25 protein-coding genes are annotated in these 26046 nt (G+C 69.8%); 6 read left to right on the forward strand and 19 right to left on the reverse strand.

From position 1 onward, the window contains the following. Position 1 precedes the first annotated feature (1 nt). From ispG to NQV15_RS11515, 5 genes are read right to left on the reverse strand one after another with little or no spacing between them, the layout of a single operon-like run. Entirely contained in the window at positions 2-1150 is a 1149-nt protein-coding gene (gene ispG, locus NQV15_RS11495; protein WP_232400000.1) for a flavodoxin-dependent (E)-4-hydroxy-3-methylbut-2-enyl-diphosphate synthase, read from the reverse strand. Continuing rightward, positions 1147-2448, reverse strand: a complete 1302-nt coding sequence (locus NQV15_RS11500) for a M50 family metallopeptidase (protein ID WP_232400001.1) — start codon at positions 2446-2448, stop codon at positions 1147-1149. The genes ispG and NQV15_RS11500 overlap by 4 nt, the downstream gene beginning before the upstream one ends. Continuing rightward, positions 2445-3647 carry a 1-deoxy-D-xylulose-5-phosphate reductoisomerase gene (gene dxr / locus NQV15_RS11505; protein ID WP_232400002.1) on the reverse strand — a complete coding sequence of 401 codons (1203 nt, stop codon included), beginning with the start codon at positions 3645-3647 and terminating at the stop codon, positions 2445-2447. Before dxr ends, NQV15_RS11500 begins: the two co-directional genes overlap by 4 nt. Positions 3648-3679: 32 nt before the next feature. Beyond that, positions 3680-4501, reverse strand: coding sequence for an ABC transporter permease (locus NQV15_RS11510; RefSeq protein ID WP_232400003.1), 822 nt, complete (start codon positions 4499-4501; stop codon positions 3680-3682). Then, positions 4498-5412, reverse strand: coding sequence for an ABC transporter ATP-binding protein (locus tag NQV15_RS11515; RefSeq protein WP_232400004.1), 915 nt, complete (start codon positions 5410-5412; stop codon positions 4498-4500). The genes NQV15_RS11510 and NQV15_RS11515 overlap by 4 nt, the downstream gene beginning before the upstream one ends. A 130-nt stretch (positions 5413-5542) precedes the next feature. Here NQV15_RS11515 and NQV15_RS11520 point away from each other — a divergent pair, with 130 nt between their 5' ends. From NQV15_RS11520 to NQV15_RS11530, 3 genes are read left to right on the forward strand one after another with little or no spacing between them, the layout of a single operon-like run. Continuing rightward, a complete protein-coding gene (locus NQV15_RS11520) occupies positions 5543-6697 on the forward strand; it encodes a sensor histidine kinase (protein ID WP_232400005.1) in 1155 nt (384 codons plus the stop codon). Continuing rightward, a complete protein-coding gene (locus NQV15_RS11525; RefSeq protein WP_232400006.1) occupies positions 6694-7347 on the forward strand; it encodes a response regulator transcription factor in 654 nt (217 codons plus the stop codon). The genes NQV15_RS11520 and NQV15_RS11525 overlap by 4 nt, the downstream gene beginning before the upstream one ends. A 30-nt stretch (positions 7348-7377) precedes the next feature. Then, positions 7378-8364 (forward strand): SDR family NAD(P)-dependent oxidoreductase, encoded by a 987-nt coding sequence (locus tag NQV15_RS11530; RefSeq protein ID WP_232400007.1) that lies wholly within the window; start codon positions 7378-7380, stop codon positions 8362-8364. An 8-nt stretch (positions 8365-8372) separates the two neighbouring features. Here the strand turns inward: NQV15_RS11530 and NQV15_RS11535 are convergent, their stop codons facing one another. The 3 genes from NQV15_RS11535 to NQV15_RS11545 are packed head-to-tail and all read right to left on the reverse strand — an operon-like array spanning position 8373 to position 11486. Then, positions 8373-8762, reverse strand: coding sequence for an Lsr2 family DNA-binding protein (locus NQV15_RS11535; protein ID WP_232400008.1), 390 nt, complete (start codon positions 8760-8762; stop codon positions 8373-8375). Between the two features lie 24 nt (positions 8763-8786). Beyond that, complete coding sequence (locus NQV15_RS11540) at positions 8787-10043, reverse strand: saccharopine dehydrogenase family protein (protein WP_232400009.1); 1257 nt, start codon at positions 10041-10043, stop codon at positions 8787-8789. A 6-nt stretch (positions 10044-10049) separates the two neighbouring features. Continuing rightward, positions 10050-11486 (reverse strand): gamma-aminobutyraldehyde dehydrogenase, encoded by a 1437-nt coding sequence (locus NQV15_RS11545; RefSeq protein ID WP_232400010.1) that lies wholly within the window; start codon positions 11484-11486, stop codon positions 10050-10052. Between the two features lie 112 nt (positions 11487-11598). Here NQV15_RS11545 and NQV15_RS11550 point away from each other — a divergent pair, with 112 nt between their 5' ends. Continuing rightward, positions 11599-12999 (forward strand): aspartate aminotransferase family protein, encoded by a 1401-nt coding sequence (locus NQV15_RS11550; protein WP_232400011.1) that lies wholly within the window; start codon positions 11599-11601, stop codon positions 12997-12999. A 168-nt stretch (positions 13000-13167) separates the two neighbouring features. Here the strand turns inward: NQV15_RS11550 and NQV15_RS11555 are convergent, their stop codons facing one another. From NQV15_RS11555 to NQV15_RS11570, 4 genes are read right to left on the reverse strand one after another with little or no spacing between them, the layout of a single operon-like run. Then, positions 13168-13995: an ABC transporter permease gene (locus NQV15_RS11555; RefSeq protein WP_232400012.1), complete on the reverse strand. Its 828-nt coding sequence runs from the start codon at positions 13993-13995 to the stop codon at positions 13168-13170. Further along, on the reverse strand, positions 13992-14909 hold the full coding sequence (locus NQV15_RS11560) for an ABC transporter permease (RefSeq protein ID WP_232400013.1): 918 nt from the start codon (positions 14907-14909) through the stop codon (positions 13992-13994). The genes NQV15_RS11555 and NQV15_RS11560 overlap by 4 nt, the downstream gene beginning before the upstream one ends. Then, positions 14906-16066 (reverse strand): ABC transporter ATP-binding protein, encoded by a 1161-nt coding sequence (locus NQV15_RS11565; RefSeq protein ID WP_232400014.1) that lies wholly within the window; start codon positions 16064-16066, stop codon positions 14906-14908. The genes NQV15_RS11560 and NQV15_RS11565 overlap by 4 nt, the downstream gene beginning before the upstream one ends. Next, the gene (locus NQV15_RS11570; RefSeq protein ID WP_232400015.1) at positions 16050-17210 is read right to left on the reverse strand and encodes a polyamine ABC transporter substrate-binding protein; all 1161 of its coding nucleotides are present in this window, start codon (positions 17208-17210) and stop codon (positions 16050-16052) included. Before NQV15_RS11570 ends, NQV15_RS11565 begins: the two co-directional genes overlap by 17 nt. Positions 17211-17366: 156 nt before the next feature. Here NQV15_RS11570 and NQV15_RS11575 point away from each other — a divergent pair, with 156 nt between their 5' ends. Next, a complete protein-coding gene (locus tag NQV15_RS11575; protein WP_232400016.1) occupies positions 17367-17846 on the forward strand; it encodes an Lrp/AsnC family transcriptional regulator in 480 nt (159 codons plus the stop codon). A 1-nt stretch (position 17847) separates the two neighbouring features. Here NQV15_RS11575 and NQV15_RS11580 read toward each other — a convergent pair whose 3' ends face one another. Both NQV15_RS11580 and NQV15_RS11585 read right to left on the reverse strand, forming a co-directional pair. Further along, positions 17848-18306, reverse strand: coding sequence for an AMP-binding protein (locus tag NQV15_RS11580; protein WP_232400017.1), 459 nt, complete (start codon positions 18304-18306; stop codon positions 17848-17850). Next, entirely contained in the window at positions 18306-19025 is a 720-nt protein-coding gene (locus NQV15_RS11585; RefSeq protein ID WP_232400018.1) for an enoyl-CoA hydratase, read from the reverse strand. The genes NQV15_RS11580 and NQV15_RS11585 overlap by 1 nt, the downstream gene beginning before the upstream one ends. 85 nt (positions 19026-19110) lie before the next feature. Between NQV15_RS11585 and NQV15_RS11590 the strand changes: the two genes are divergently transcribed. Further along, positions 19111-19683 carry a YdeI/OmpD-associated family protein gene (locus tag NQV15_RS11590; protein ID WP_232400019.1) on the forward strand — a complete coding sequence of 191 codons (573 nt, stop codon included), beginning with the start codon at positions 19111-19113 and terminating at the stop codon, positions 19681-19683. A 15-nt stretch (positions 19684-19698) separates the two neighbouring features. Here the strand turns inward: NQV15_RS11590 and NQV15_RS11595 are convergent, their stop codons facing one another. From NQV15_RS11595 to NQV15_RS11615, 5 genes are read right to left on the reverse strand one after another with little or no spacing between them, the layout of a single operon-like run. Continuing rightward, positions 19699-20490, reverse strand: coding sequence for an HAD family hydrolase (locus tag NQV15_RS11595; RefSeq protein ID WP_232400020.1), 792 nt, complete (start codon positions 20488-20490; stop codon positions 19699-19701). Then, positions 20490-21629 (reverse strand): 23S rRNA (adenine(2503)-C(2))-methyltransferase RlmN, encoded by a 1140-nt coding sequence (gene rlmN, locus NQV15_RS11600; protein WP_372490361.1) that lies wholly within the window; start codon positions 21627-21629, stop codon positions 20490-20492. Before rlmN ends, NQV15_RS11595 begins: the two co-directional genes overlap by 1 nt. Before the next feature lie 32 nt (positions 21630-21661). Beyond that, on the reverse strand, positions 21662-22645 hold the full coding sequence (locus NQV15_RS11605) for a zinc-binding metallopeptidase family protein (protein WP_232400022.1): 984 nt from the start codon (positions 22643-22645) through the stop codon (positions 21662-21664). A gap of 47 nt (positions 22646-22692) precedes the next feature. After that, positions 22693-23574: a transglutaminase family protein gene (locus tag NQV15_RS11610; protein ID WP_232400023.1), complete on the reverse strand. Its 882-nt coding sequence runs from the start codon at positions 23572-23574 to the stop codon at positions 22693-22695. After that, the gene (locus tag NQV15_RS11615; protein ID WP_232400024.1) at positions 23571-26027 is read right to left on the reverse strand and encodes a circularly permuted type 2 ATP-grasp protein; all 2457 of its coding nucleotides are present in this window, start codon (positions 26025-26027) and stop codon (positions 23571-23573) included. Before NQV15_RS11615 ends, NQV15_RS11610 begins: the two co-directional genes overlap by 4 nt. Between the last annotated feature and the right edge of the window lie 19 nt (positions 26028-26046).

The following is a 26046-nucleotide window of genomic DNA, read 5'->3' on the forward strand; positions in this document are numbered from 1 at the left end:
GTCAGCTGATGCTGACGGCCGGCGTCGCGCCGTCGACGGGCTCCATGCCCTCGGCGAGGCGCATGGCCTCCTCGATGAGCGTCTCGACGATCTTGGACTCCGGGACGGTCTTGATGACCTCGCCCTTGACGAAGATCTGACCCTTGCCGTTGCCGGAGGCGACGCCGAGGTCGGCCTCACGGGCCTCGCCCGGACCGTTGACGACGCAGCCCATGACGGCCACGCGCAGCGGCACCTCGAGCCCCTCGAGACCCGCGGTGACCTGCTCGGCCAGCGTGTAGACGTCGACCTGGGCGCGACCGCACGACGGGCACGACACGATCTCGAGCTTGCGGGGACGCAGGTTCAGCGACTGCAGGATCTGGATGCCGACCTTGACCTCCTCGACCGGCGGGGCCGACAGGGAGACGCGGATCGTGTCGCCGATGCCCTTGCTGAGCAGGGAGCCGAAGGCGACCGAGCTCTTGATCGTGCCCTGGAAGGCGGGCCCGGCCTCGGTGACACCGAGGTGCAGCGGCCAGTCGCCACGCTCGGAGAGCATCTCGTACGCCTTGACCATCACGACCGGGTCGTTGTGCTTGACCGAGATCTTGAAGTCGTGGAAGTCGTGCTCCTCGAACAGGGACGCCTCCCACACGGCGGACTCGACCAGCGCCTCGGGTGTGGCGGAGCCGTACTTGTCGAAGATGCGCTTGTCCAGCGAGCCGGCGTTGACGCCGATGCGGATCGAGACGCCGGCGTCCTTGGCCGCACGGGCGATCGCGCCGACCTGGTCGTCGAACTTGCGGATATTGCCCGGGTTGACGCGTACCGCGGCGCAGCCGGCGTCGATCGCAGCGAAGACGTACTTGGGCTGGAAGTGGATGTCGGCGATGACCGGGATGTTGGAGTGCTTCGCGATCTCCGGCAGCGCGTCGGCATCGTCCTGGCTGGGGCACGCAACGCGGACGATGTCACAACCCGCGGCGGTCAGCTCGGCGATCTGCTGCAACGTCGTGTTGACGTCGGAGGTCAGCGTCGTGGTCATCGACTGCACCGAGACGGGAGCGTCGCCGCCCACGTACACCGAGCCGACCTTGATCTTGCGCGTCTTGCGCCGCGGCGCGAGCACCGGCGGCGGCATGGCCGGGAGTCCGAGGTCCGTACTCATGAGAGGCTCACTGGGTTGACGATGTCTGCGTAGATCAGGATCACACTCATCAGGATAAGGATCGCGCCCACACCGTAGGCGACGGGCAGCATCTTGGCGACGTCGACGTATCCCGGATCGGGTGCCCCCCGCAGCTTCGCGAAGCCGCGGCGCACGGCCTCCCAGAGGGCGCCGGCGATGTGGCCGCCGTCCAGGGGCAGCAACGGGATGAAGTTGAACATGGCCAGGAACAGGTTCAGCCCGGCCAGCAGGACCAGCACGCGCTGCGCCCGCTCCGACCACGTCGGGTCGTCGATCGTGAACGACTCCCCCGCCACCCGGCTCGCGCCGACGACGCTGATCGGTCCCTCGGGATCGCGGTCGGCGCCGAAGGCCGCCCGGGTCACGTCGACCATGCGCTCAGGCAGGTGCCAGATCGCCTTGGCGGTGGCCACGACGTAGTCGCCCATCACGTCCACGACGTACAGCGGGCCCTGGCGCTGCATCTCCTCGGTGGGCGTGACGCCCAGGAAGCCCACCTCGACGGTCTTGGTCGGGTCGTCCAGGTCGGCGCGCGCCAGCACCGAGGTCGCGACCGTCGCGCTCATCGGCCTGCCGTCGCGGACGAACTCGATCGTGGCCTCTCGCGAGCCGTTGGCGCGGATGTCCTTGGACAGCTGCTCCCAGTCGTCGATCTTCTCGCCGTTGAATGCGGTGATCCGGTCACCCGGCTGCAGACCGGCCTTGCTGGCCGGCGTCTGCGGATCGGTCGGCTTGCAGGTGCGTCCGGCCTCGGCATCGCTGATGGCGCAGTCCGACACCGCCTGGACGGTCGTGGTGGGCGTCAGGGCACCGAAGCCCATGAACACGACGCCGAACAGGAACACCGCGATGATGATGTTGACGATCGGGCCGCCGGACATCACGATCAGCTTCTGCCACCACGGCTTGCGGTAGAAGAGCCGGTCGAGATCGTCGTCCTTGACGTGCTCGTACTCCGCGGTGCGGGCGTCGGAGATCAGCTGGGTGAACATGCCCGTGTTGGTCTTGCGCACCTCGTGCGGATCGGCGTCCTTGGCCGGCGGCAGCATCCCGACGAGCTTGACGTAGCCGCCCAGCGGGATCGACTTGATGCCGTACTCGGTCTCGCCACGCTTGGTCGACCAGACCGTGTTGCCGAAGCCCACGAAGAACTGGGTGACCTTGATGCCGAACTTCTTCGCCGGGTACATGTGCCCGCACTCGTGCAATGCGATCGAGAGCACGACTCCGAGGACGAAAACCACCACGCCGATCGTGTAGATCACCGCATCGCTCATCGCTTCTCCACCAGCTCCGCGGCCCGCTGCCGGGCCCATGTGTCGGCGCCCAGCACGCCGTCGAGGGACATTTCCTGGCGGGCTGCGTCCGGATCGGACATGTGCTCGTCCAGGACTTCGCCCACCGTGTCCACTATGCCGAGGAAGTCCAAGTGCCCGTCGACGAATGCGTCGACGCACACCTCGTTGGCGGCGTTGAACACCGCCGGCCCCGTGCGCCCGAAGGCGCCGGCGGCGCGGGCCAGGCTGACGGCCGGGAACGCCTCCTCGTCGAGGGGAAAGAACTCCCACGTCGCCGGCTGCGTCCAGTCGCAGCCGGCCGCAGCATCCGGCACCCGTTCGGGCCAGGCCAGGCCGAGGGCGATGGGCAGCTTCATGTCGGGCGGGGAAGCCTGCAGCATCGTGGCGCCGTCGACGAACTCGACCATCGAGTGGACGATCGACGGCGGATGGACCACGACCTCGATCCGGTCAAAGCCGATGTCGAACAGCAGATTGGCCTCGATCACCTCCAGGCCCTTGTTGACCAGGGTCGCGGAGTTGATCGTGATGACCGGGCCCATGTCCCAGGTCGGGTGGGCGGACGCCTGCTCGGGCGTGACGTCGGCGAGCTCGGCCCGGGTCCGTCCACGGAACGGCCCGCCGCTGGCGGTGACGACGAGCTTGCGGACGTCCTCGGGACGCTCGCCCCTCATCGCCTGCGCCAGCGCGGAGTGCTCGGAGTCGACCGGGACCAGCTGGCCGGGCTTCGCGGCACCGGTGACCAGCGACCCGCCGATGATCAGCGACTCCTTGTTGGCCAGGGCCAACGTCGTGCCGGCCTCCAGCGCCGCGAGGGTCGGCAACAGGCCCACCGCGCCGGTCATGCCGTTGAGCACGACGTCGCACGGCGTGCGGGCGACCTGCGTGGCGGCGTCAGGGCCGGCCAGCAGCCGCGGCACCCGGTGGTCGCCGTGGGCGTATCCCCGGCGCTGCGCCTCGGCGTAGAGCGCCAGCTGGACGTCCTCGGCGGCGCTGGCCCGGGCCACCGCGACGAGCGGGACGTCGAAGGCGATGGCCTGCTCGGCCAGCAGTCGTGGGTTGCTGCCACCGGCTGCGAGGGCGACGACCTCGAACCGATCGGGGTTGGCGGCGATGACCTCGAGGGCCTGGGTACCGATCGAGCCGGTCGAGCCGAGAATGGCGACACGCTTGCGCATGCCGCCATCCTCCCGCACGTCGCGTTCGTGACCTACTTGACCTCGGTCGTGAGCACCCGTCGCAGGCCGATCACGAACGGAATGACGATCCACAGCACCAGCGTGGTCGCGAACTGCGCGTACTGCAGGAACCCGACGTCGACGGTTTCGCCACCGAAGTCCTCACCGGAGACGAGTGGGCTCGCCGCGTAGTTGAAGTCGACCCACGGGATGAGGTCCTGCGCCCAGTCGAAGGCGAAGAACAGCGGCGGGTAGACCATGAACGGCAGCAGCAGCGCGAAGATGTAGAACACCACGATCGTGCCGGGAGAGCTCAGGAACACCATCGACAGCGCGAACGCCATCAGGAAGTACGCGAGCTGCAGCGCGATGGTCCAGGCGATGTTGCTGGCATCGAGGTTCCACACGACGTCGTAGCCGCCGATGGCCGCACCCACCACGTTGGCGATCGCGCCCAGGACCAGTGCCAGCACGATCGTGCCGACCGCGAGCACCAGGACGCTGACCAGCTTGGCGCCGATGATGCGGCCCCTCCGCGGCTCGAGCGTGAACAGCGACAGGTGGCTGCGCTGCCCCCACTCGCTGGTGACCGTCACGATCGCGAAGACCGGGAGCAGGATCGACAGCGGGATCGTCAGGACCGACGAGAAGTCGCCGGCGCTGAGCGACGTGTCATCGTCCAGAGCGATGACCAGCAGCGTGATGCCGACGGTCAGCGCCAGCAGGATGCCGGTCGAGAGCATCAGCCAGAAACCGGACCGGGTGTCGAACATCTTGCGGATCTCGACCCGGACCAGGCGTCCGAACGGGACCTCCGGCCGCGTCGTGTCGATCGTGGCGACTGCGCTGCTCATGACTGGGCTCCTTCGGGGGTGATGACGTCGCGCTGGGTGTCGCTGGTGAGCTCGAGGAACATCTCTTCCAGACCCGCACCCTCGGCCTTCCGCAGCTCCAGGAGCGCGACGCCCCCGGCGGCAGCGGCCTTGCCGACCAGCTCTGCGGTGGCCTCCGTGCGCAGGCCGCCGTCTCCGGACGGCCTGGCGTCGATCCCCGCAGCCGTCAGCGCGTTGGCGAGACCGGACATGTCGCCGGCCTTCACGAACGTGCCGGCGTTCTTGAGCAGCTCGTCCTTGGTGCCCTGGGCCACGATCTTGCCGTGCCCGATGACGATGATCTCGTCGGCGATGACCTCGATCTCGTGCAGCAGGTGGGACGACAGCAGGACGGTGCCGCCCCGGTCGGCATAGTCGCGCAGCAGGGCGCGCATCCAGTGGATGCCCGCGGGATCGAGCCCGTTGGCCGGCTCGTCGAGGATCAGGATCTTGGGGTCCCCGAGCAGCGCATTGGCGATGCCGAGGCGCTGGCGCATGCCGAGCGAGTAGTTGCGCACGCGGCGCTTGGACTCGGACTTGGTCAGGCTCACCAGCTCGAGCATCTCGTCGACGCGCGAGGTCGGCAGGCCCATCGTGAGGGCGCTGAGGGTCAGGATCTCGCGTCCGGTGCGACCGGCGTGCTGCGCGGAGGCGTCCAGCAGGACGCCGACCTGCGTGCCCGGGTTCGGGATGTGCTGGTAGTCGACGCCACTGACCAGGGCGGTGCCGGACGTGGCCCGCGTCAGACCGGCGATGATACGCATGGTCGTGGACTTGCCGGCGCCGTTGGGACCGAGGAAGCCGGTGACGGCGCCGGGCCGGCACGTGAAGGAGACGTCATCGACGGCTCGGTAGCCGCCGTAGGTCTTGGTGAGTCGGTCAACTGTGATCATGGGACCACTGTGGTGCACCGGAGCGCCCGAGTCATCCACCGGGCGTCCATGTCGCGCTAGCCGAAAGTATGAGCCGCCCGCAGACCCTCGGACGTCGCCGGCAATGCCCGCAGGCGCCTAGCCTTGGGTGGTGCACCCCGTGACGTACCAGCCGCCCGTGTCGTGGTGGGACAACGCGTGGCGGATCGCCCTCGTGCTGCTGATCTCGGCCCTGGCCTGGGCCGAGCTGGCCCGGTGGCAGTGGGAGAACCGCCAGTGGTGGTTCTGGTGCGACCTGACCATCGGTCTGGTGAGCCTGCTGCTGCTGCGCTGGCGGCGCCGGCACCCGTTCGCGGTCGCCTTGGCCACCAACCTCGCCGGGTTCGTCTCGGTGTCCGCGGGCGGCCCGGCCACGCTGGCACTCGTCTCGCTGGCGACCCGGCGGCGGTGGCGCGAGGTCCTGCCGGTCAGCCTCGTGGGTCTGGCCGCCGGGGTGACCGTCGAGGCCCTCAACCCCGTCGGCGTCGAGTCGTACGCGCTCACGATCTTGTTCCTCGTGCTGATCTTGGCCGTCACCGTCGGATGGGGCATGTACATCGGCTCCCGCCGCGAGCTGATGGCGACGCTGCGCGAGCGCGCCGTGACCGCCGAGACCGAGCAGGCGGCCCGGGTCGCGCAGGCCCGGACGGCCGAGCGCGCGCGCATCGCCCGCGAGATGCACGACGTCCTGGCGCACCGGATCTCGCTGGTGACGATGCACGCCGGGGCGCTGGTCTACCGCCAGGACCTGTCGGCGGACGAGATGCGGGCCGCCGCCGGGATCATCCAGGACAACGCCCACGAGGCGATGGTCGAGCTGCGGGAGGTGCTGGGCATCCTGCGGGACGGTCCCGGCGACGCCCATCCCGAGCTGCCGCAGCCCGCCGCGTCCGACGTCCCGGCGTTGCTGGACGAGGCACGGTCGTCGGGGATGCGGCTCGAGCAGGTCGGCGCGGTCGACCTGGCCGCGGTGCCCGAGTCGCTGGGCCGCACGGTCTATCGGGTCGTGCAGGAAGCACTGACCAATGCCCGCAAGCACGCCCCCGACACGCTGGTGACCGTGACGTTCGCGGGTGGACCGAGCGAGGGTCTGCGGGTCATCGTCCGCAACCCGATGCCGATCGGGGCGGGGGCGCGGGCGCCCGAGTCGGGTCTGGGCCTGATCGGCCTGGCCGAGCGTACGGCGCTGGCCGGCGGCACCCTGACGCACCGCCTCTCCCCCGACCGCGCGTTCATCCTCACCGCATGGCTACCGTGGCCGGCATGACGGTCCGTGTCCTGCTCACCGATGACGACGCACTCGTCCGGGCCGGCCTGGCGCTGATGCTCGGCGGGTCGCCGGACATCGCCGTGGTGGGCGAGGCGACCAACGGCCGCGAGGCCGTCGACCGCGTGCGCGCCGGCGGGATCGACGTCGTGCTGATGGACATCCGCATGCCGGTCATGGACGGGATCGCCGCGACGGCGGCCGTCCTGGCTCTCCCGGAGCCCCCCAAGGTCATCGTCCTGACCACGTTCGACGCCGACGAGTACGTGGTGCGGGCCCTCGCGGCGGGCGCCAACGGCTTCCTGCTCAAGGACACCGCCCCGGCAGACATCGTCGACGCGGTCTCGCGGGTCGTCGCCGGGGAGCCGATGCTGTCTCCGGCCATCACCGAGCAGCTCATCCGCCAGGTGACCGATGCGGCGCCGGACGCCCGCGCGGACATCGCCCAGCGTCGGATCGCCTGCCTGACCGACCGGGAGCGCGAGGTCGCCGTCGCCGTCGGGCGCGGCTCGTCCAATGCCGAGATCGCCGCGGCGCTGCACATGAGCATCGCGACGGTGAAGGCACACATCTCGCGCATCTTCACCAAGCTCGACGCGACCAACCGGGTGCAGGTGGCGATCACGATGTACGAGGCCGAGCTGCTGTAGCGCGACCCGGGGCCCGGCTACCGTGGTGACATGCCTTCACGCCTGACGTCCGCCGTCGACACGCTGCTCGACAAGTCCCTGGTGCTCGGGTACTCCTCGATCGGCCCGGCGGTGCGCCGGCGCTGGTGGCCCGCCGATCCGGAGCCGGGGTCGCTGGTGGGCCGCCACGTCGTCGTCACGGGCGGCAGCAGCGGCCTCGGCCGGGCGGCGGCCACCGGGATCGCCCGGCTCGGCGCGACCGTCCACCTCGTGGGCCGAGGCGCCGACCGGCTCCGTGAGTCCGCCGCGCTCATCCGCTCGGACGTCCCGGACGCCCGGCTGCTGGAGGAGGTCTGCGATGTCAGCGACCTGGACTCCGTTCGGGCCTACGCCGCCGATCTGGGCACCCGGGTTCCCGTCCTGCACGCGATCGTCCACGATGCCGGCGTGATGCCGCCGGAGCGCACCGAGACCGCCCAGGGCCACGAGCTGGCGCTGGCCACGCACGTCATCGGCCCGCTGCTGCTGACCGAGCTGCTGCGCGAAAACCTCGCGGCGGCCGACTCGCCGCGGGTCGTCATCGTGTCCTCGGGCGGCATGTACTCCGCGCCCCTGGACCGCACGATCGGTGAGGACGTCGAGTACGAGCGCAGCGACTACGAGCCGGTGCGCGCGTACGCCCGCACCAAGCGGATGCAGGTCACGATGGCCGAGCTGATGGCCGGACGCTACTCCGGCGACGGCATCACGGTGCACAGCATGCACCCGGGCTGGGCCGACACGCCGGGCGTCACCGACTCGCTGCCGCGGTTCGCGAAGATCGCGGGTCCGATCCTGCGCACCCCCGAGCAGGGCGCTGACACGATCGTCTGGCTCACCGCCTCACCCTTGGCAGCTGCGTCGACCGGCACGTTCTGGTCGGACCGGCGTGCCCGGCCGACGTACTTCCTGCCCCGGCACGCCGACGACCCGTCCGCGCGGCGCGCGATCTGGGCCCATGCCTGCGAAGCGGCCGGGATCGACCACGTCCCTGCCTGAGACCGGTCTCAGCGCGAGGATGAGTGTGCTTCGTTGAACGCCTCGATCACCTTCGTGGGCGCCCGCCGGTTGTCGCTGACCTCGTGGCCGTTGGCGCGGGCCCACTCGCGCAGGTCGTGGATCGTGAACCCGTCGCGGATCCTGACACCGCCACCGCCACCGCCACTGCGGCGTCGCCGCTGGGTCGGGGATGTGGTGTCGCGGACCTCCTGCGCTCCGTCGACCAGCTGGTCGAGGAATGAGTCGACGGCCTGCTTCGACTCCTTGGACAGGTAGAGGTCGTACGTTCGCCCGCGCAGGAGATAGCGCTCGGGCGGCGTGTCCGGGGGTAATTCCTTGCCGTCGTAGTCGTCGATCACCGTGACGATGGGGTCGGGGACGATCTCGCGCTTGGGCATTCGGCCTCCTCAGGGCGGACGCCGTCAGGATAGTCCAAAATGTGACCCACGGCTCATTTCCTGCTGTCCCCACGGCGAGTCGTACCCATCGCGCAGCAGGTCCAGGAACGGGACGGCGTCGAATGCCTCCGGTCCGAGGACGCCGGCACCGCTCCAGACACCGGTCGCCAGCAGCTCCAGCGCCACGACCGGGTTCACCGCCGTCTGCCACACGACGCACTGATGGCCGTACTCCTGCATCGACCAGTCGTTGTCGACCACGTGGTACAGGTACGTCGACCGCGGCTGGCCATCCTTGCCAGTGCCCCTCACCCACAGCCCGGCGCAGGTCTTGCCGTGCATCCGGTCGCCCAGGGTCGCCGGATTCGGCAGGCACGCCGCCACGACGTCGCGCGGCGAGATCGGCGCGATCACCGGGCGTCCGCCCACGACGGCCGGGACGTTGACCTTGTCGGTCGAGTCCAGGCCGAGCATGTGCAGGGTCTTGAGCACCTCGATGAACTCGTTGCCGAGGCCGTACTTGAACGTCGCCCGCTTCGTCTCGATCCAGCGGGGCATCAGCAGCACCTCCTCGTGCTCGACGTTGACGCACTCGACCGGGCCGATGCCCTCGGGGAAGTCGAAGATCTCCGGCTCGCTGAACGGCGCGGTCGTGAACCACTGCCCGTCCTGCCAGATCACCGGCGGGTTGAGGCACTCCTCGATCGTGGTCCAGATCGAGAACGACGGCGCGAAGTCGTAGCCGTCAACGGTCAGATTGGCGCCGTCGCGGACGCCCAGCTCGTCGATCTGGCTGAACAGGTGGTCTGCGGCATAGCGGGCGAAGACGTCGGACAGCCCCGGCTCCACGCCGATGCCGACCAGCGCCAGGCGGCCGGCCGACTCCCACCGGTCGGTCGCCGCGAACTGCTCGTCGCCGAGCTTGACGCCGGTCAGCCCGTGCGGTTGCTCCGGGTGCGGGCGCGACAGGCTCATCGCCATGTCGAGGTAGTCCGCGCCCGCGGCGAGCGCACCGTCGAAGATCGGCATCACGAATCGCGGGTCGACCGCGTTCATGACATGGGTGGCACCTGAGGCACGGACCAGCGCCTCGACCGAGGCGGCGTCCGAGGCATCGACCTGGGCGGCCGTGAAGCGCGGGTCCGCGACGGCCTCGACGGCACGCTCCGCACTGGCCAGCGCGTAGTCGGCCACGACCACCGTCTCGAAGAAGTCGCGCCGGGCGGCGATGGCGCAGAATGCAGCGCCGACGCCACCGGCGCCGATCAGCAGGATCTTCATGGGCGGTCAGGCCTCCAGACTGGTCATGACGTGCTTGATGCGCGTGTAGTCCTCCAGGCCGTACATCGACAGGTCCTTGCCGTAGCCGGAGTGCTTGAACCCGCCGTGCGGCATCTCGGCGACGATCGGGATGTGGGTGTTGATCCACACGCAGCCGAAGTCGAGGCGCCGGGCCATCCGCATCGCCCGGCCGTGGTCCTTGGTCCACACCGATGACGACAATCCGTACTCGACCCCGTTGGCCCACCGAACGGCCTCGTCCTCGTCGCCGAACTGCTGCACCGTGATGACCGGGCCGAAGATCTCGTCCTGGCTGGCCCGATCCTCCTGGCGCAGGCCCGAGAGCACGGTCGGCTCGAAGAAGTAGCCGTCACCGAGCCCCGGGATGCGGCGGCCGCCGGTCTCGACGGTCGCGTGATCGGGCAGGTCGTCCAGGAAACCGGCCACGTGCGCGAGCTGCTGGGCGTTGTTGACCGGCCCCATGTCGACGTCGTCGTCCGGGACACCGACCCTCGTCGCCCGGGCGGCCTCGGTCAGCGCCGCGGTGAAGTCCGCCGCGACCCGGGGGTGCACGAGCACCCGGGTCGCCGCGGTGCAGTCCTGGCCCGCGTTGAAGTAACCCGCACCCGCGATGCCCGCTGCCGCCGCCTCCAGGTCGGCGTCGTCGAACACCACGACCGGCGCCTTGCCGCCGAGCTCCAGGTGCGGCTTCTTCAACCCGGCCGCCGCAGCAGCGGCCACCTCCATCCCGGCGCGCACCGAGCCGGTGATCGCGACCATCTGGGGCGCCGGATGCGCGACCAGCGCCTTGCCGGTCTCACGATCCCCGCAGACCACGTTCAGGACGCCGGGCGGGAGGAACTCCTGCGCGATCTGCGCCAGCAGCGCCGTCGAGGCGGGCGTCGTGTCGCTCGGCTTCAGGACGATCGTGTTGCCCGCCGCCAGCGCGGGTGCGATCTTCCAGATCGCCATGACGAACGGGTAGTTCCAGGGCGTCACCTGACCGACGACACCGATCGGCTCGCGCCGGATCATCGAGGTGTGCCCACGCAGGTACTCCCCCGCCGACCGTCCCTCCAGCACCCGGGCGGCCCCGGCGAAGAACGTGATCGCGTCCATCGCCTGCCCGTGCAGCTCCTCGGTCAGGGTCAGCGCCTTGGGCTTGCCGGTGTCGCGGCACTCCACCTCGACGATCTCCTCGGCCCGCGACTCGATCGCCGCCGCCAGGCGGTGAAGCATCGTCGAGCGCTCGTAGGGGGTCGTGTCGCGCCATGACTCGAACGCCCGGGACGCCGCGCCGTAGGCCAGGTCGACGTCCTCGGCGTCCGACAGCGGAGCCGTCGTGTGGACCTGCCCGGTGGAGGGATCGATGACGTCGTACGTGCGCCCGCTCGCGGCGGGGCGCAGCTGGCCGTCGATGACATTGGTGATGGGACCGCTCATGCGCCCATCCAACCCCACCGGGTCGGGGCCGAGCAACGGATTCCGAAGTAAACAATGGATGACACGACGAAATCCCTTGTCTTTGGTCCGGACCCCTCGCGATACTGGGCGCATGAGCAACGACGATCTGGACCACCTGCAGCGCGCGGGCAAGCGGCACCTGTGGATGCACTTCTCCCGCCACGGGAGCTATGACGACACCCACGACATCCCGATCATCACCAAGGGTGACGGGATGTACATCTGGGACGCCGCGGGCCGCAAGTACCTGGACGGGCTGGCCGGGCTGTTCGTCGTGCAGGCCGGTCACGGGCGCGAGGAGCTGGCCGAGGCCGCCGCCAAGCAGGCCAAGGAGCTGGCGTTCTTCCCGCTGTGGACGTTCGCGCACCCCAACGCGATCCTGCTCGCCGAGCGGATCGCCTCGTACGCGCCCGGCGACCTGAACCGGGTGTTCTTCACCAGCGGCGGTGGCGAGGCCGTCGAGACGGCCTGGAAGCTGGCCAAGCAGTACTTCAAGCTGACCGGCAAGCCGGCCAAGACCAAGGTCATCAGCCGGCAGGTCGCCTACCACGGCACCCCGCACGGAGCGCTGTCGATCACCGGTATCCCGGCGATGAAGCAGATGTTCGAGCCGCTGGTGCCGTCGACGTCCCACGTGCCCAACACCAACTTCTACCGCGCGCCCGACTCGTCGCTCGGCGGGTTCAGCGACGAGAAGGAGCAGCTGCAGTCCTTCGGCCGCTGGGCCGCGGACCGCATCGAGGACGCGATCCTGGCCGAGGGCGCCGACACCGTCGCCGCGGTGTTCCTCGAGCCGGTTCAGAATGCGGGCGGCTGCTTCCCGCCACCGCCGGGCTACTTCGAGCGGGTGCGGGAGATCTGCGACGAGCACGACGTCCTGCTGGTCTCCGACGAGGTCATCTGCGCCTTCGGCCGGCTCGGCGAGATGTTCGGCGCGACCAAGTTCGACTACCAGCCCGACATGATCACCTGCGCGAAGGGTCTGACGTCCGGCTACTCGCCGCTCGGGGCGATGATCGCGTCCGACCGGCTGATGGAGCCGTTCCTGCAGGGCAGCACGTCCTTCATGCACGGGTACACCTTCGGCGGCCATCCCGTGTCCGCAGCGGTCGCGATGGCGAATCTGGACATCTTCGAGCGCGAGGACCTCAACGGTCACGTGCTGCGCAACGAGGGTGCATTCCGCTCGACCCTGGAGAAGCTGCTCGACCTCGACCTGGTCGGCGACGTCCGCGGGGACGGCTACTTCTACGGCATCGAGCTGGTCAAGGACAAGGCCAGCAAGGCCTCGTTCGACGAAGCGGAGTCCGAGCGTCTGCTGCGCGGGTTCTTGTCCAAGGCGCTGTTCGAGGGCGGCCTGTACTGCCGCGCCGACGACCGCGGGGACCCGGTCATCCAGCTGGCTCCCCCGCTGATCGCCGACCAGTCCCACTTCGACGAGATCGAGCAGATCCTCCGCTCGGTGCTGACCGAGGCCGAGGGCCTGATCTAGGTTCGCGGCCGCGACGGTTTACCACGGTCCCCAGGCAAACCGTCGCGGCGAAGCGTCCGCCCCACCCAAACGTCGTCCGCCCACGGGAAACCTCCCTTGGGCGGACGACGTTTGCGGAGGGACCGTGGTAAACCGTCACCCACCGGCCCGGCACGGGGGTGGTGGGGGTCAGGCGGCGAGGGCCTTGGCCTGGCGGCGGCGGGCCACGTCGGCGGAGACGACGATCGTCACGGCGATCAGGAACATCGCGGTGCCGATGACGTTGACCTCCATCGGGACGCCGCGCTGGGCCGAGCCCCACACGAACATCGGGAACGTCACCGACTGGCCCGAGTTCAGGTTCGTGATGATGAAGTCGTCGAACGACAGCGAGAAGCTCAGCAGCGCCGCGGCGACGATGCCGGGCAGGACGAGCGGGAACGTCACCCGCCAGAACGCCTGCCACTCCGTGGCGTACAGGTCCATCGCGGCCTGCTCCAGGTTGTCGTCCAGCCCTCCCAGACGCGCCTTGACCGTCACGATGACGAACGACAGGCAGAACATGATGTGGGCGATCAGGATCGTCCAGAAGCCGAGCTGGCCGCCGAAGCCGCTGGAGACGAACAGCGCCAGGAGCGACGAGCCCATCACGATCTCGGGCGAGGCCATCGGCAAGAAGATGATCAGGTTGGCCGAGGACCGTCCGGCGAACCGGTGCCGCACCAGGGCGAACGCCGCCAGCGTGCCCAGCAGCGTGGCCACGAGCGTGGCCCAGAAGGCGATCGAGATGCTCAGCACGACCGAGTCCCACATCCCGTTGGCCCAGCTGCCGGGATGCAGCCAGTTGTCCAGGGTGAACTCCTGGAACCTGTAGACGTTGCGCGACCGGCTGCTGTCGTTGAAGCTCATCAGCACGACGACCGCGATCGGCACGAATGTGTAGACCAGCACCAGGATCCCGAGGCCGAGGATCAGGTGGTCGCCCAGCCAGCGCCTGACCCCTCGCAGGCCGGTCACACCAGGTCCTCGGTCCCGGCGGTGCGGACGTACACCAGCACGGCCGCCACGATGATGACCATCAGCGACACCGACAGCGCGCCGGCGGCGGCGTAGTCCCCCTGGGTCGTGAACAGGCTCTGGATCACGTTGCCGACCATCCGCTCGTTGGGGCTGCCCAGCAGCTGGGCGTTGATGTAGTCGCCCGCGGCCGGGATGAACGTCAGCAGCGTGCCGGCCACCACCCCGGGCATCGACAGCGGGAAGGTGACCTTGAAGAATCCCCGCAACGGCGAGGCGTACAGATCGCTGGACGCCTCGATGAGGCGCCCGTCGATCTTCTCCAGGCTCGCGTACAGCGGCAGCACCATGAAGGGCAGGAAGTTGTAGGTCAGCCCGGCGATCACCGCGAACGGGGTCGCCAGCAGCCGGGCGTCCGGGCCCAGGACGTGCACGGCCTGCAGCGCGTTGACCACGAACCCGTCGTCGGCCAGGATCAGCTTCCACGACAGCGTCCGCAGCAGGAAGCTGGTGAAGAACGGCGCGATGACCAGGATCAGCATCAGGTTCTTCCACCGGCCGGCCTTGAACGCGATCGCATAGGCCAGGACATAGCCCAGCACGAGACACAGGGCCGTCGCGACGCCGGCGTACCAGAGCGAGCGCAGCAGCTGGCTCTTGTACTGGCCGATCGCGTCGACGAAGTTGGCCACGTGCCAGGTCATCTCGTAGCCGGTCAGCACCGAGCCGTTCGGGTCGTACAGGCTGGTGGAGATCAGCGAGTAGAACGGGACGACGAAGAACAGGCCGAGCCAGATCGCCGCCGGCAGGATCAACCAGTACCCGGTCAGCCGCCGCCCCCTCGGCGGGTCCTCGGTGAGGTCTGGAACCGGGTCCGCGACCGGGACGGGGGCGACCCCGGCGGTGGACGTCACCGGTCCCCCTCGATGCCGGCCTTCGCGTCCTGGCTCGCATCGAGCAGGAAGGCGAACTCCGGACGCCACGAGACGTCGACCTTGGTGCCGACCGGGAGCATCTCACGCGCCCCGGTGTTCTGCTCGAACACCGTGAGCTCCTGCCCCCACGGCATCATGACCTGGTACTGCGTGCTGACGCCGACGAAGCTGACATCGGTGACGTAGCCGCCGGTGATGACGTCGCCGGGCGCGTCGATCGGCTGTCCCGACTCGGCGATCAGCACCTTCTCGGGACGGATGCCCAGCCAGCCGCGGCCCGACTCGGCGTGGGACCGCTCGCCGGGCACCGATGCCAGCGCGCCCTGCACCCGCACCCGCACGTGGTCGCCGTCGCGTCCCTCGATCTCGCCGCCGATCAGGTTCGACTGGCCCAGGAAATTGGCGACGAACGTCGTGCGTGGGTTCTCGTACAGCTCGTCGGGGGCACCCATCTGCTCGATGACGCCCTGGTTCATGACCGCGATGGTGTCGGCCATCGTCATGGCCTCCTCCTGGTCGTGGGTCACGTGCACGAAGGTCAGACCGACCTCGGTCTGGATGCGCTTGAGCTCCAGCTGCATGCCGCGGCGCAGCTTGAGGTCGAGCGCGCCCAGCGGCTCGTCCAGCAGCAGCACCTCGGGCTGGTTGATCAGCGCCCGCGCGAGCGCGACGCGCTGCTGCTGCCCACCGGACATCTGGGCGGGCTTCTTGTGCGCCTGCGACGTCAGCTCGACCAGCTCCAGCATGTCGTTGACCTGGTGCTTGACGTCCTTGATGCCGCGCCGCTTCAGCCCGAAGGCGACGTTCTCGGAGATGTCCAGGTGCGGGAACAGGGCATAGTTCTGGAACACCGTGTTGACCGGACGTTTGTACGGCTTCTCGTAGGTCACCTCGGTGTCGCCGAGGTGGATCGTCCCGGACGTCGGCGTCTCCAGACCCGCCACCATGCGCAGCGTCGTGGTCTTGCCGCACCCCGACGGACCCAGCAGCGCGAAGAACGAGCCCTGCGGCACCACGAGGTCCAGCGACTTGACCGCGGTGAACGTCGCGTACTCCTTGGTGAGCTGCGTCAGCCGCAGATCTCTCGAACCGGGCGACCGGGTGTCGTCGGCGATCACCTCATGCACCTGTGACATCGGCAAAATCCCCTTCGTAGGTCCGCATCGTGGCCTCGTCGAGGGCCATGAAGCGATGGGTCTTCGAGAGCGTCTCCTCGGTGGGGAAGATCAGCTCGTTGTCGACCTGCTCGGGATCGACGTCCTGCATGGCCTCCTGGGCGCCCTTCACGGGGCAGATGAAGCTGTTGTACGCGGCGAGCTTCGCGGCGACCTCGGGCTCGTAGTAGTAGTCGATCAGCCGCTCGGCGTTGGCCTGGTGGGTCGCCAGGTTGGGCACCAGCATGTTGTCGGCCCAGATGATGATCCCCTCCTCCGGCGGGATCCAGACCAGGTTCTCGTCGCCGGCGTTGGCGATGTCGCCCGACCACGCCTCGCACGCCACGACGTTGCCGGACGCCAGGTCCTGGACGTACTCGTTGCCGGTGAACGAGCGCACCTGCCCGTCGCTGCGGGCCTTGCGCAGCAGGTCGACCGCGGTGTCCCACTGGTCGGGGGTGAAGTTCGCCGGGTCGGCCCCGTCGATCAGCAGCAGGAAGGCCATCGTGTCGCGCATCTCGGTCAGCAGCGAGATGCGTCCCTTGAGGTCCTTGCGGGTCAGCAGCTCCTTGAAGGACTTGATCTCGCCGACCTTCGCCTTGTTGTAGGCGATACCGGTCAGACCGCTCTGCCACGGCGCGGAGTACTCGCGCTTGGGGTCCCAGTCGGGCGACTTCAGCGAGTCGATGATGTTGGCGTGCAGATTGGGCACCTTGGTGGCGTCGAGCTTCTGGATCCAGCCCACCTGGATCATCCGGGCGGCCATCCAGTCGGTCAGGGCGAACAGGTCCCGCTTGGACGAGCTGCACGAGCCGAGCTGGTTGGAGACCTTGGCGAAGAACTCGTTGTTGTCGTTGACGTCGGCGGTGTAGCGGACCTTGATGCCGGTGTCCTTCTCGAACTGGGTCAGGGTCGAGACGTAGTCACCGTCGTCCTCGTCGATGTACTCGGGCCAGTTGGAGAACACCAGGCGCTTGTCGGTGGCCGAGATGTCCTCGGCGGAGCACGTGGCCGGGTCCTGCTCGCGGTCCGGCGTGTCGAAGCGGGTCACGGCGAACGCGCTGACCCCCAGCGCCGCGGCTCCCCCGACGCCTTTCAGCACGGTCCGTCGGTCGACACCAGCCATCTATCGCCCTCGCTTCTCCCCGTGTCCACGAATAGTCGCAAGATGCCGGGGTCTGCACAAGGGATTCCGCTGTTAATAGTGTGTTTCACTCCTGAAATCGTCGCTCGCGCGCCGGGGATCTGCGGCTCGGCCGCACGCATGCGGCACAATGTGGTCATGACCGACCCCAGGCCGTCCACCGTGCGCGGGCCGCAGCTCGACGAGACCGCCAAGCGCATCATCGAGCTGCTGCAGGACGACGGCCGGCTGTCGTATTCGGCGATGGCGAAGGACGTGGGCCTGTCGGAGGCGGCGGTGCGTCACCGGGTGCAGAAGCTCATCGACAGCGGCGTCATGCAGGTCGTGGCCGTGACCGATCCGCTGCAGATGGGCTTCGCCCGGCAGGCGATGGTCGGCATCAAGGTCAGCGGCGACGTGCGCAAGGTCGCCGCCGAGCTGGCGACGATGGACCAGCTGGACTACATCGTCATCACGACCGGACGCTTCGACATCCTGGCCGAGCTCGTCGCCGAGAGCGACGACGAGCTGCTGGACGTCATCTCGTCGCGGATCAGCGCCCTCGACCAGGTCGTGACGACCGAGACCTTCGTGTACCTGCGCCTGGAGAAGCAGACCTACGCGTGGGGCGTCCGCTGACTCAGGGGTGGGTGATCGCGCCGCCGGCCAGCAGGACCTGGAAGATGTCGCCGTGCGCCGCGAGCAGCATCTCCTCGTAGCCGTCCGGGTCCTCCACCGGAGCCACGGCCGGCTCGGTGCGCCCGGCCTTGTCCAGCACGTCCCACGTGACCTGGGTGTCGGGAGCGTGCAGGACCGGCGGGGTGCCCACCAGCCGGAAGTCGCCGGTCGCCGACGGCACCGCCGTGATGCGGGCACAGGCCAGGACCGAGACGACCAGGTCGCGACCGTGCAGGTTGTCCAGCACGACGAAGGTGCCCGCTTCGATGCCCATGTGGTGCAGGCCCGCAGCGATGCACGCCGACTCGTGCAGCAGCTGGGCGTACGACATCGTGCCCCGGGCATCGCTGACGGCGATGTCGTCGGCGAGCCCGGAGATGACCTGACGGTCGAGGGTGCGGAACACGAGGCTGTTGGTCATCAGTTCCCCTTGAAGACGGGCGGGCGCTTCTCGAGACGTGCCTGAGCGGCCTCCTGGACGTCGGCGCTGGCCCACACCGCGGCGAAGCTCGTGGCGATCGCCGAGTCGTCGTCGTGCGAGCTGTTGAGCACCAGCTTGTTGTGGGCGAGCGTCAACGGCGCGAAGGTCGCGATCTCGTGCGCCCACGCGATGGCGTCGGCGAGGGTCCCGGCGCGATCGGCCAGCCCGCAGGCCAGCGCCGCGTCACGGTCCAGCGACTCCGCTGCCAGCATCAGTCGGCGCGCCGGGCCCATGCCGGCCAGCTGCGCGAGCGTGCGGATCGTCCAGGCGTCCACGGCCATGCCGTTGCGGACCGTCGGCACCGCGAAGCGCGCCGTCTGGTCCACGACCCGCAGGTCGCAGGCCATCGCGAGCTGGGTGCCGGCGCCGATCGCGGGGCCGTTGACGGCCGCGATGATCGGCACGGGCAGCCGGGTCAGGTCGCGCAGCATGCCGTAGAGCGCGTCGAGGAACTCCGAGCCGTACACGCCGCCCAGGTCGGCGCCGGCGCAGAACGCCGATCCCTTGCCGGTCAGGACGATGACGCGGGCACCGTCTGCGACGGCCTGCCCGGCAGCGGTGTGGATGGCGCGGCACAGCTCGACGTCCAGGGCGTTGCGACGGTCCTCGCGCTGCAGCTCGAGGACGACGACGTCCTTGTCGCGGGTGGTGGCGATCATGGCTCAACGGTATCGGCCGTGCGGGCGCCCGCGGCACGGCGCCTCGTGGTGGCGAGGTGTCGGCGGTCGGTCCTAGCCTTGGACGATGGTGAGCTTTGCCGACAAGCCGATCCTCGACCTGACGCTCGCGCAGTGGGAGGACTATCTCGCCGGTGACCCCGACGACGGCGGCGTGCGTCTCAAGCTGCGCAAGAAGACCTCGTCGGCCCCCGGCATCACGTGGTCACAGGCACTGGACGTGGCGCTGTGCCACGGGTGGATCGACGGCCAGTCCAAGCGGCTCGACGACGACTACATGCTGCAGGCCTTCACCCCCCGCCGGCGCAACAGTCCCTGGTCGCAGATCAACGTCGAGCACGTCGCGCGGCTGATCGCCGAGGGCCGCATGCGGGCCGGTGGCCTGGCCGAGGTCGAGCGCGCCAAGGCCGACGGACGCTGGGACGCGGCCTACCGGGTCAAGGGCGCGACAGCCCCACCCGATCTGCAGGCGGCGCTCGACGCCGACCCCACCGCGGCGGCGTTCATCGCATCGCTCCCGAAGGCCGACCGGTTCCGCATCTACTTCCGGCTCTCGACCATCAAGACCCCCGCCGTGCGCGCCGCCCGGGTCCGTGACGTCGTCGAGAAGGCCCGCCGCGGCGAGCAGCACTACCGCTGACGCCGGGCACGGCGGTCAGACCAGCGACTCCAGCAGCTGCGCGACGGCATCGTCGTCGTTGGACCCGATGACGTCCGACGCCGCCGTCAGGACGTCGGGGTGCGCATTGCCCACCGCGAAGGAGCGTCCGGCCCAGGCCAGCATGGGCAGGTCGTTGGGCATGTCGCCGCACGCCCACACCTCGGCCGCGGCGATGGCGTGCTCGGCGCACCACGTGGCCAGGCCACTGGCCTTGGTGACGCCGGGAGCGGTCATCTCGGCCAGGCCGACCGCCCCGGAGTAGCCCAGCTCGACCCGGCCCGCGACCAGCTCGGCGACCTGCGCCAGGAACGCCTGCGGCTCCGCGCCCGGCAGCCGGGCGAGCAGCTTGCCGACCGGGCCGGTGGTGATCTGCTCGAACGTCCCGACCGCGTGCGCGTCGGCGCGCTCGTGGTCGTAGAGGAAGTGCCTCTCGGCGCCCATGCCGTCGGCGCGCTCGACCGCGAACACGATGCCCGGGACCGCCCGGCGCAGATCGGCCACGAGGGCCGCCATCATCGTGTCGTCGTGACCCCGCGAGGCCACCACCTCGCGCGCCGCGACGTCGTACACGAACGAGCCGTTGCCGCAGATCGCGACGCCGTGACCGCCGACCGCATCGGCCAGCTCGTCGAGCCAGCGCGGCGGGCGGGCGGTCACGAACAGGGTCGGGACGCCCGCTGCCTCGGCGGCGGCGATCGCCGCACGGGTGCGCGGCGACAACGACCCGTCGCTGCGCAGCAACGTGCCGTCCAGGTCCGTCGCGACGACGCGGGGCCTCGGCGGCATCAGACCTCGGTGGCGGCCAGCTGTCCGCAGGCGCCGTCGATGTCGCTGCCGCGGGTGTCGCGGACGGTGGTGGGGATGCCCTTGGCGATGAGCCGGCGCACGAACTCGCGCTCGTCCTCAGGACGCGAGGCGGTCCACATCGATCCGGGCGTCGGGTTCAGCGGGATCAGGTTGACGTGCACCCAGCCCCAGTCGCCGTACGACTGCAGGACGTCGCCGAGCAGGTCGGCACGCCAGGCCTGGTCGTTGATGTCCTTGATCATCGCGTACTCGATCGAGACCCGGCGCTTGGTCTTCTGGGCGTACTCCCAGGCCGCCTCGACGGCCTCGTGCACCGACCAGCGGGTGTTGATCGGCACGAGCTCGTTGCGCAGCTCGTCATCGGGGGCGTGCAGCGACAGGGCCAGCGTGACGGGGATGCCCTCGTCCGCGAGCTGCTTCATGCGCGGCACGAGTCCCACGGTGCTGACCGTGATGTTGCGCGCCGACATCCCCAGCCCGTCGGGCGCCGGCGCGACCATGCGTCGCACCGCCCCGATGACGGCCTTGTAGTTGGCCATCGGCTCGCCCATGCCCATGAAGACGACGTTCGACAGGCGCCCCGGTCCGCCGGCGATCTCGCCGCGAGCCATCTTGCCGGCGGCGTCGACGACCTGGTCGACGATCTCGGCGGTGCTCATGTTGCGTTGCAGTCCGCCCTGCCCGGTCGCGCAGAACGGGCACGCCATGCCGCAGCCGGCCTGGCTGGAGACACAGATCGTGGCCCGGTCGGTGTAGCGCATCAGCACCGACTCGACCAGCGCCCCGTCGAACAGCTTCCACAGGTTCTTGACCGTGGCGCCCTTGTCGGCCTCCATCGTGCGGACGGGGTTCAGCAGTGTCGGGAGCAGCTCGGCGACGATCCGGTCGCGGCTGGCCGCGGGGAGGTCGGTCATGTTGGCCGGATCGCGCTCGAGCCGGCCGTAGTAGTGCTGGGCGACCTGCTTGACCCGGAAGGCCGGCTCCCCCAGCGCCGCGGCCGCGGCAACGCGCTCGTCACCGCTCAGATCGGCGAGATGACGGGGAGGCTTGGCACGGCCACGCTTCTGCTCGAAGACGAGCGGCAGCGGGTTCGGATTGACAGTCGACACATCGGCCATTCTCTCATCCCGGACCCAATGTCCCGAATCCGTCAGCGGCGCGGCAGATCGGCGACGAACTGCAGCTTGTCGAGCACCGGCGCAGGGATCACGAACGGGTACAGCGGTCCCTTGCCCATGCTGCGGTTGATCTGGTTCAGCGCGACGCTGAGCGGGATCCACACGCCGACGACCAGGTCGCGGAACGAGGTGAAGCTCTGCGGCGACGCGACCGTGGTCAGGCCGTGCGCCGACGCCGTCTCGATCGTGTCGCAGATGTGCATGTAGTGGGCGAAGGTCTCCGCGAAGTCCTCGAACGGGTGCATCGTGGCGTACATGCTGATGTAGTGGCCCTCCCATCCCGCGGGAGGCCCCTCGGAGTAGTGCCGCTCGATCGCATCGGCATAGCTCTCCTCCTCGTTGCCGAACAGCTCACGCGCCTGCTCGATCAGGTCGCCCCGCACGTGCTGCCACTCGATGTAGTGCCCGATCTCGTGGCGGAAGTGCCCCAGCATGGTCCGGTAGGGCTCGTCGAGCTGGACGCGCACCTTCTCGCGGTGCGCGTCATCGCTCTCGGCGAGGTCCAGCGTGATGATGCCGCTGGCGTGACCGATCGTGACCTTCTGCTTCGCACTGGAGAGCAGGTCGAAGGCCAGCCCGTTCACCGGGTCCTCGGTGCGCGGCACGATCGGGAACCCCAGCGTGTCCAGCTCGACCACGAGGCGGCGCTTGGCACCCTCGGCGACCTTGTACTCCTTGAGCGCCTCGACGTCCTCGTCATTGGGCCTGGTCCGCGTCAGGCCGCACGCGAAGCAGGAGTCGCCCGGCCGCTCGGTGAGCCAGGTGCAGCCCGAGAGCTTCAGGTTGCGGCAGACGTACCAGGTGCGGCCGTCGGCGTCGGCGTACTGTCCCTGGTCGTCGACCGGGACGATCGCGTGCTCGGCGCGGGAGAAGCCCAGCCTGGTGTGGCAGGTGATGCAGATCGAGTTCTCGAAGTACAGGGAGTTGCCGCACACACGGCAGGAGAAGGCCTTCACCCGCCAAGTCTGTCAGTGGCGGGCCGGTTCCGCCTGCGGCGGGATGCTCACAACGGTGCGACGTCGACCTCGACCCGCAGCGTCGAGGTCTTCGCCTCGGTGAAGATCACGCCCTTGACCGGCGGGACGTCGGAGTAGTCCCGTCCCCAGGCGACCGTGACGTAGCGGTCGTTGACCAGCTGGTCGTTGGTCGGGTCGATCGCGAGCCAGCCGTCGCCGGGAATCCACACCGCGGCCCAGGCGTGCGTCGCATCGGCCCCCACGATGCGTTCCTTGCCCGGCGGCGGTGTCGTGGCGAGGTAGCCGCTGACGTACTGCACGGCCAGACCGTGCGAGCGCAGGCAGGCCAGGGTCAGGTGGGCGAAGTCCTGGCAGACCCCGGCCCGCTGGGCGAAGATGTCGTCGACCGTCGTGCTGACGGTCGTGGCGGTCTTGTCGTAGGTGAAGTCGGCGTGGATGCGCCGCATGACCTCCACGACCGCCTCCCCCACCGGGCGTCCCGGGGTCAGCGACTGCGCCGCGTAGGCGTGCGCCTCGGGCGTCTGGTCGGCCAACGCCGAGGCGAGCGCGAGATCCTGGGCGCGCCACGCATCGGCGACGTCCGGGCGCTGCGCGGGCCGGGCGGACTCCCAGGGCATCGCGAGCGCCTCGGTGGAGTGCTCCTGCGGGCCCACCTCCACCTCGCTGGTGGCCAGGATGTCCAGTGCCCGGTGCGGCTGGGTGACCTGGAAGTAGGTCGCGGTGTTCCCGTAGAAGTCCAGGTCGTCGGACCGGTCGATCGGCGCCGGCGTGATGTCCAGCTCTCGGCTCACGATCCGCTGCCACGGCAGCTCACGCGGCACGAGATAGGCGATGCCCAGGCTGTCGGTGACGTCCTCGTCGTAGGAGTACGTCGTGCGGTGCGACACCCGGTAGCGGCGCGTGGTCATTCGCTCACCGTCGCGAAGCCGAACGAGCGGGGCACCGGGCCGGGAGCGAAGTGCAGCGCGCCGACGGCGTCGGCGAAGCGGGTCAGCTGGCCCAGGTACCCGGTCAGGAAGCGGTCCAGGTGGGGACGCCGCTCCCCCTCGACGGCCGTCAGCAGCGCGAGGTCGGCGCGGTCCAGCTCCTCGGCCAGGTCGTCCAGGAGCCGCTCGGGGCGGGTCGACCCGGTGGACCCGGGCATGGCCGACAGGTGCTGGCGCAGCTCGGCGATCCCGGCTGCCAGCGAGCGTGGGTTGTCGACATCGGCCAGCAGCAGGTCGAGCACACCGCTGACCCGCACGTAGCCGCGGTAGCGGCGCCGGTGCGTCACGGCGCTCTCGGCGGCCACGAGCACCGCATTGTTGACGTCCCGGTCGACGTCGATGCCGCGCCGCACCGTCGTGGTCGCCCCGAGCAGGTGGCACAGCTGCAGCCCGCGCTCGACGGCACGGCCCGTGCAGATCATCCGCCAGGCGGGATCGCGCATCATGTTCGCCGTGACACCCTGCAGGGACAGGATGCCGGTCAGCATCTGCCCGGCGCTCTCGGAGACCTGGTGGCTGTAGCGGTACGCCGACAACGTCGCCGAGGCGCGCTCGGTCCAGCTGAACGCCTGCCAGGCGTCCGGGGAGAGCTGGTCGCGCACGCTCTGGGCCGCATCGCGCAGGGCGCTGATCGACTGCGCCACCGATCCGGGCCGGTGGACGTCCAGCAGCAGCGACCGGAAGTTCTCGTCGAGCTCGTCGGCGCCGTGCCGCGAAGGGCTCAGCCGGTCGATGGTCGACATCAGGACGGCCAGGGACGCCCCGCCGGCGCTGTGCGGGCGGGACCGGAAGTCCTCCGCGCTGGCGTGGGCGGTCAGCACCAGGCGCAGCATGTCCTCGGCGCGCTCGGCATAGCGGCCGAACCAGAACATGTCCTCCAGGACGCGCGGCACCATCGCGGCGGGCGCCCGGACGTTGGTCAGCGGCAGGACGTCGACGAGCCCTTGGTCGGGGTCGTCGGGCCGGTCCTTGAGCACCCAGACGTCCTTGCTGGACGGCCGAGGGCTGCCGTCCTGCACCGTGGCCAGTCCCCCGACGAGCGGCCGGTACGTCGAGCCGTAGCGCAGGGTGAACGTCCTCAGGGTGAGCGCACTCGGCTGCAGGCCGCGGTCACCCAGCGTCGGCGACTGCGACAACGGCAGCAGCTCCTGGCCGACGAACCGGTGCGGCTCGGCGCGGATCAGCTCGGCCCGCCGGGCGGACGGGAGGTCGTCGACGTCCACCGATCCGTCGATCGAGCGGATCATCAGTCCGTCGAGGTGGTCCAGCACGTAGGCCATCGAGCGGGGGTCGCCGGTCCAGTAGGTCTGGACCGAGGGCAGGCGCAACGGCTCGTCGAGCAGCAGCTCGCACATCGCCGACATGTACGGGAGCATCCCGGGGTTCTCGAGGACCCCGGCGCCCAGGCCGTTGACGACCCGCACCGTGCCCCGCCGCACCGCCTCCGACAGCCCTGACACCCCCAGCTGGGAGCCCTTGCGGAGCTCCAGCGCATCGCTCCAGTCGGCGTCGACCCGGCGCAGGATGACGTCGACGCGCTCGAGCCGGTCGAACACCCGCATCCACACGGCGCCCTGGCGCATCACCAGGTCGCTGCCCTCGACCAGGGGGAAGCCGAGGCTCGAGGCGATGAACGCCTGGTCGTACGCGGTCTCGGAGTGCGTGCCCGGCGACAGCACGACGACCCGGGGATTGCTGGCGTGGCCGGGTGCCGAGTCGATCAGCGTGGCACGCAGCGCCTGGAAGAACGGCGCCATCCGGTGCAGACCGGCCTGCCGGTACAGCTCAGGCAGGACGCGCGAGATGACCCGCCGGTTCTCCATCGCGAAGCCGATGCCGGACGGGGCCTGGGCGCGATCGGCCAGCACCTGCCAGTCGCCGGCAGCATTGCGCCCCAGATCGGCCGCGGCCAGCAGCAGCGGGTGCCGGTCGCGGGTGGACGCCCGCGCCGCGACCCGCAGGAAGCCGCGGTGGGAGAACACCACCGCCGGCGGCAGCACCCCGGACGACAGCAGGCGCTGCGGCCCGTACAGATCGACCAGGATCGCGTTGAGCAGCTCCGTGCGCTGCGCCAGGCCGACCTCGAGGGGCGCCCACTCGGCGGCCTCGATCACGAGCGGGAAGGCGTCGAGCCGCCACGGTCCGGGCTCCTGCTCCGGGGGCGTGTAGGTGACCCCGTCATTGGCCAGGAAGCGCTCGATGTCTCCGCCGATGCGCTGCAGGTCCGGCCCGGTCAGCTGCACGGCCCGCTCGGCCAGCAGCCGCCAGGCCGGGCGCAGGGTCCCGTCGGGGGCGACGACCTCGTCGTGGCGCGCCGGCGCGCCGGTCAGCGTCGGCTGGGTCACGGCCGAGGAGTAGTCGCGCAGCGCGGTCATCGACCTGCTCCGCGAACGT

This window comes from Aeromicrobium wangtongii (genome assembly GCF_024584515.1).
In the GTDB taxonomy this organism is placed as follows: Bacteria; Actinomycetota; Actinomycetes; order Propionibacteriales; family Nocardioidaceae; genus Aeromicrobium; species Aeromicrobium wangtongii.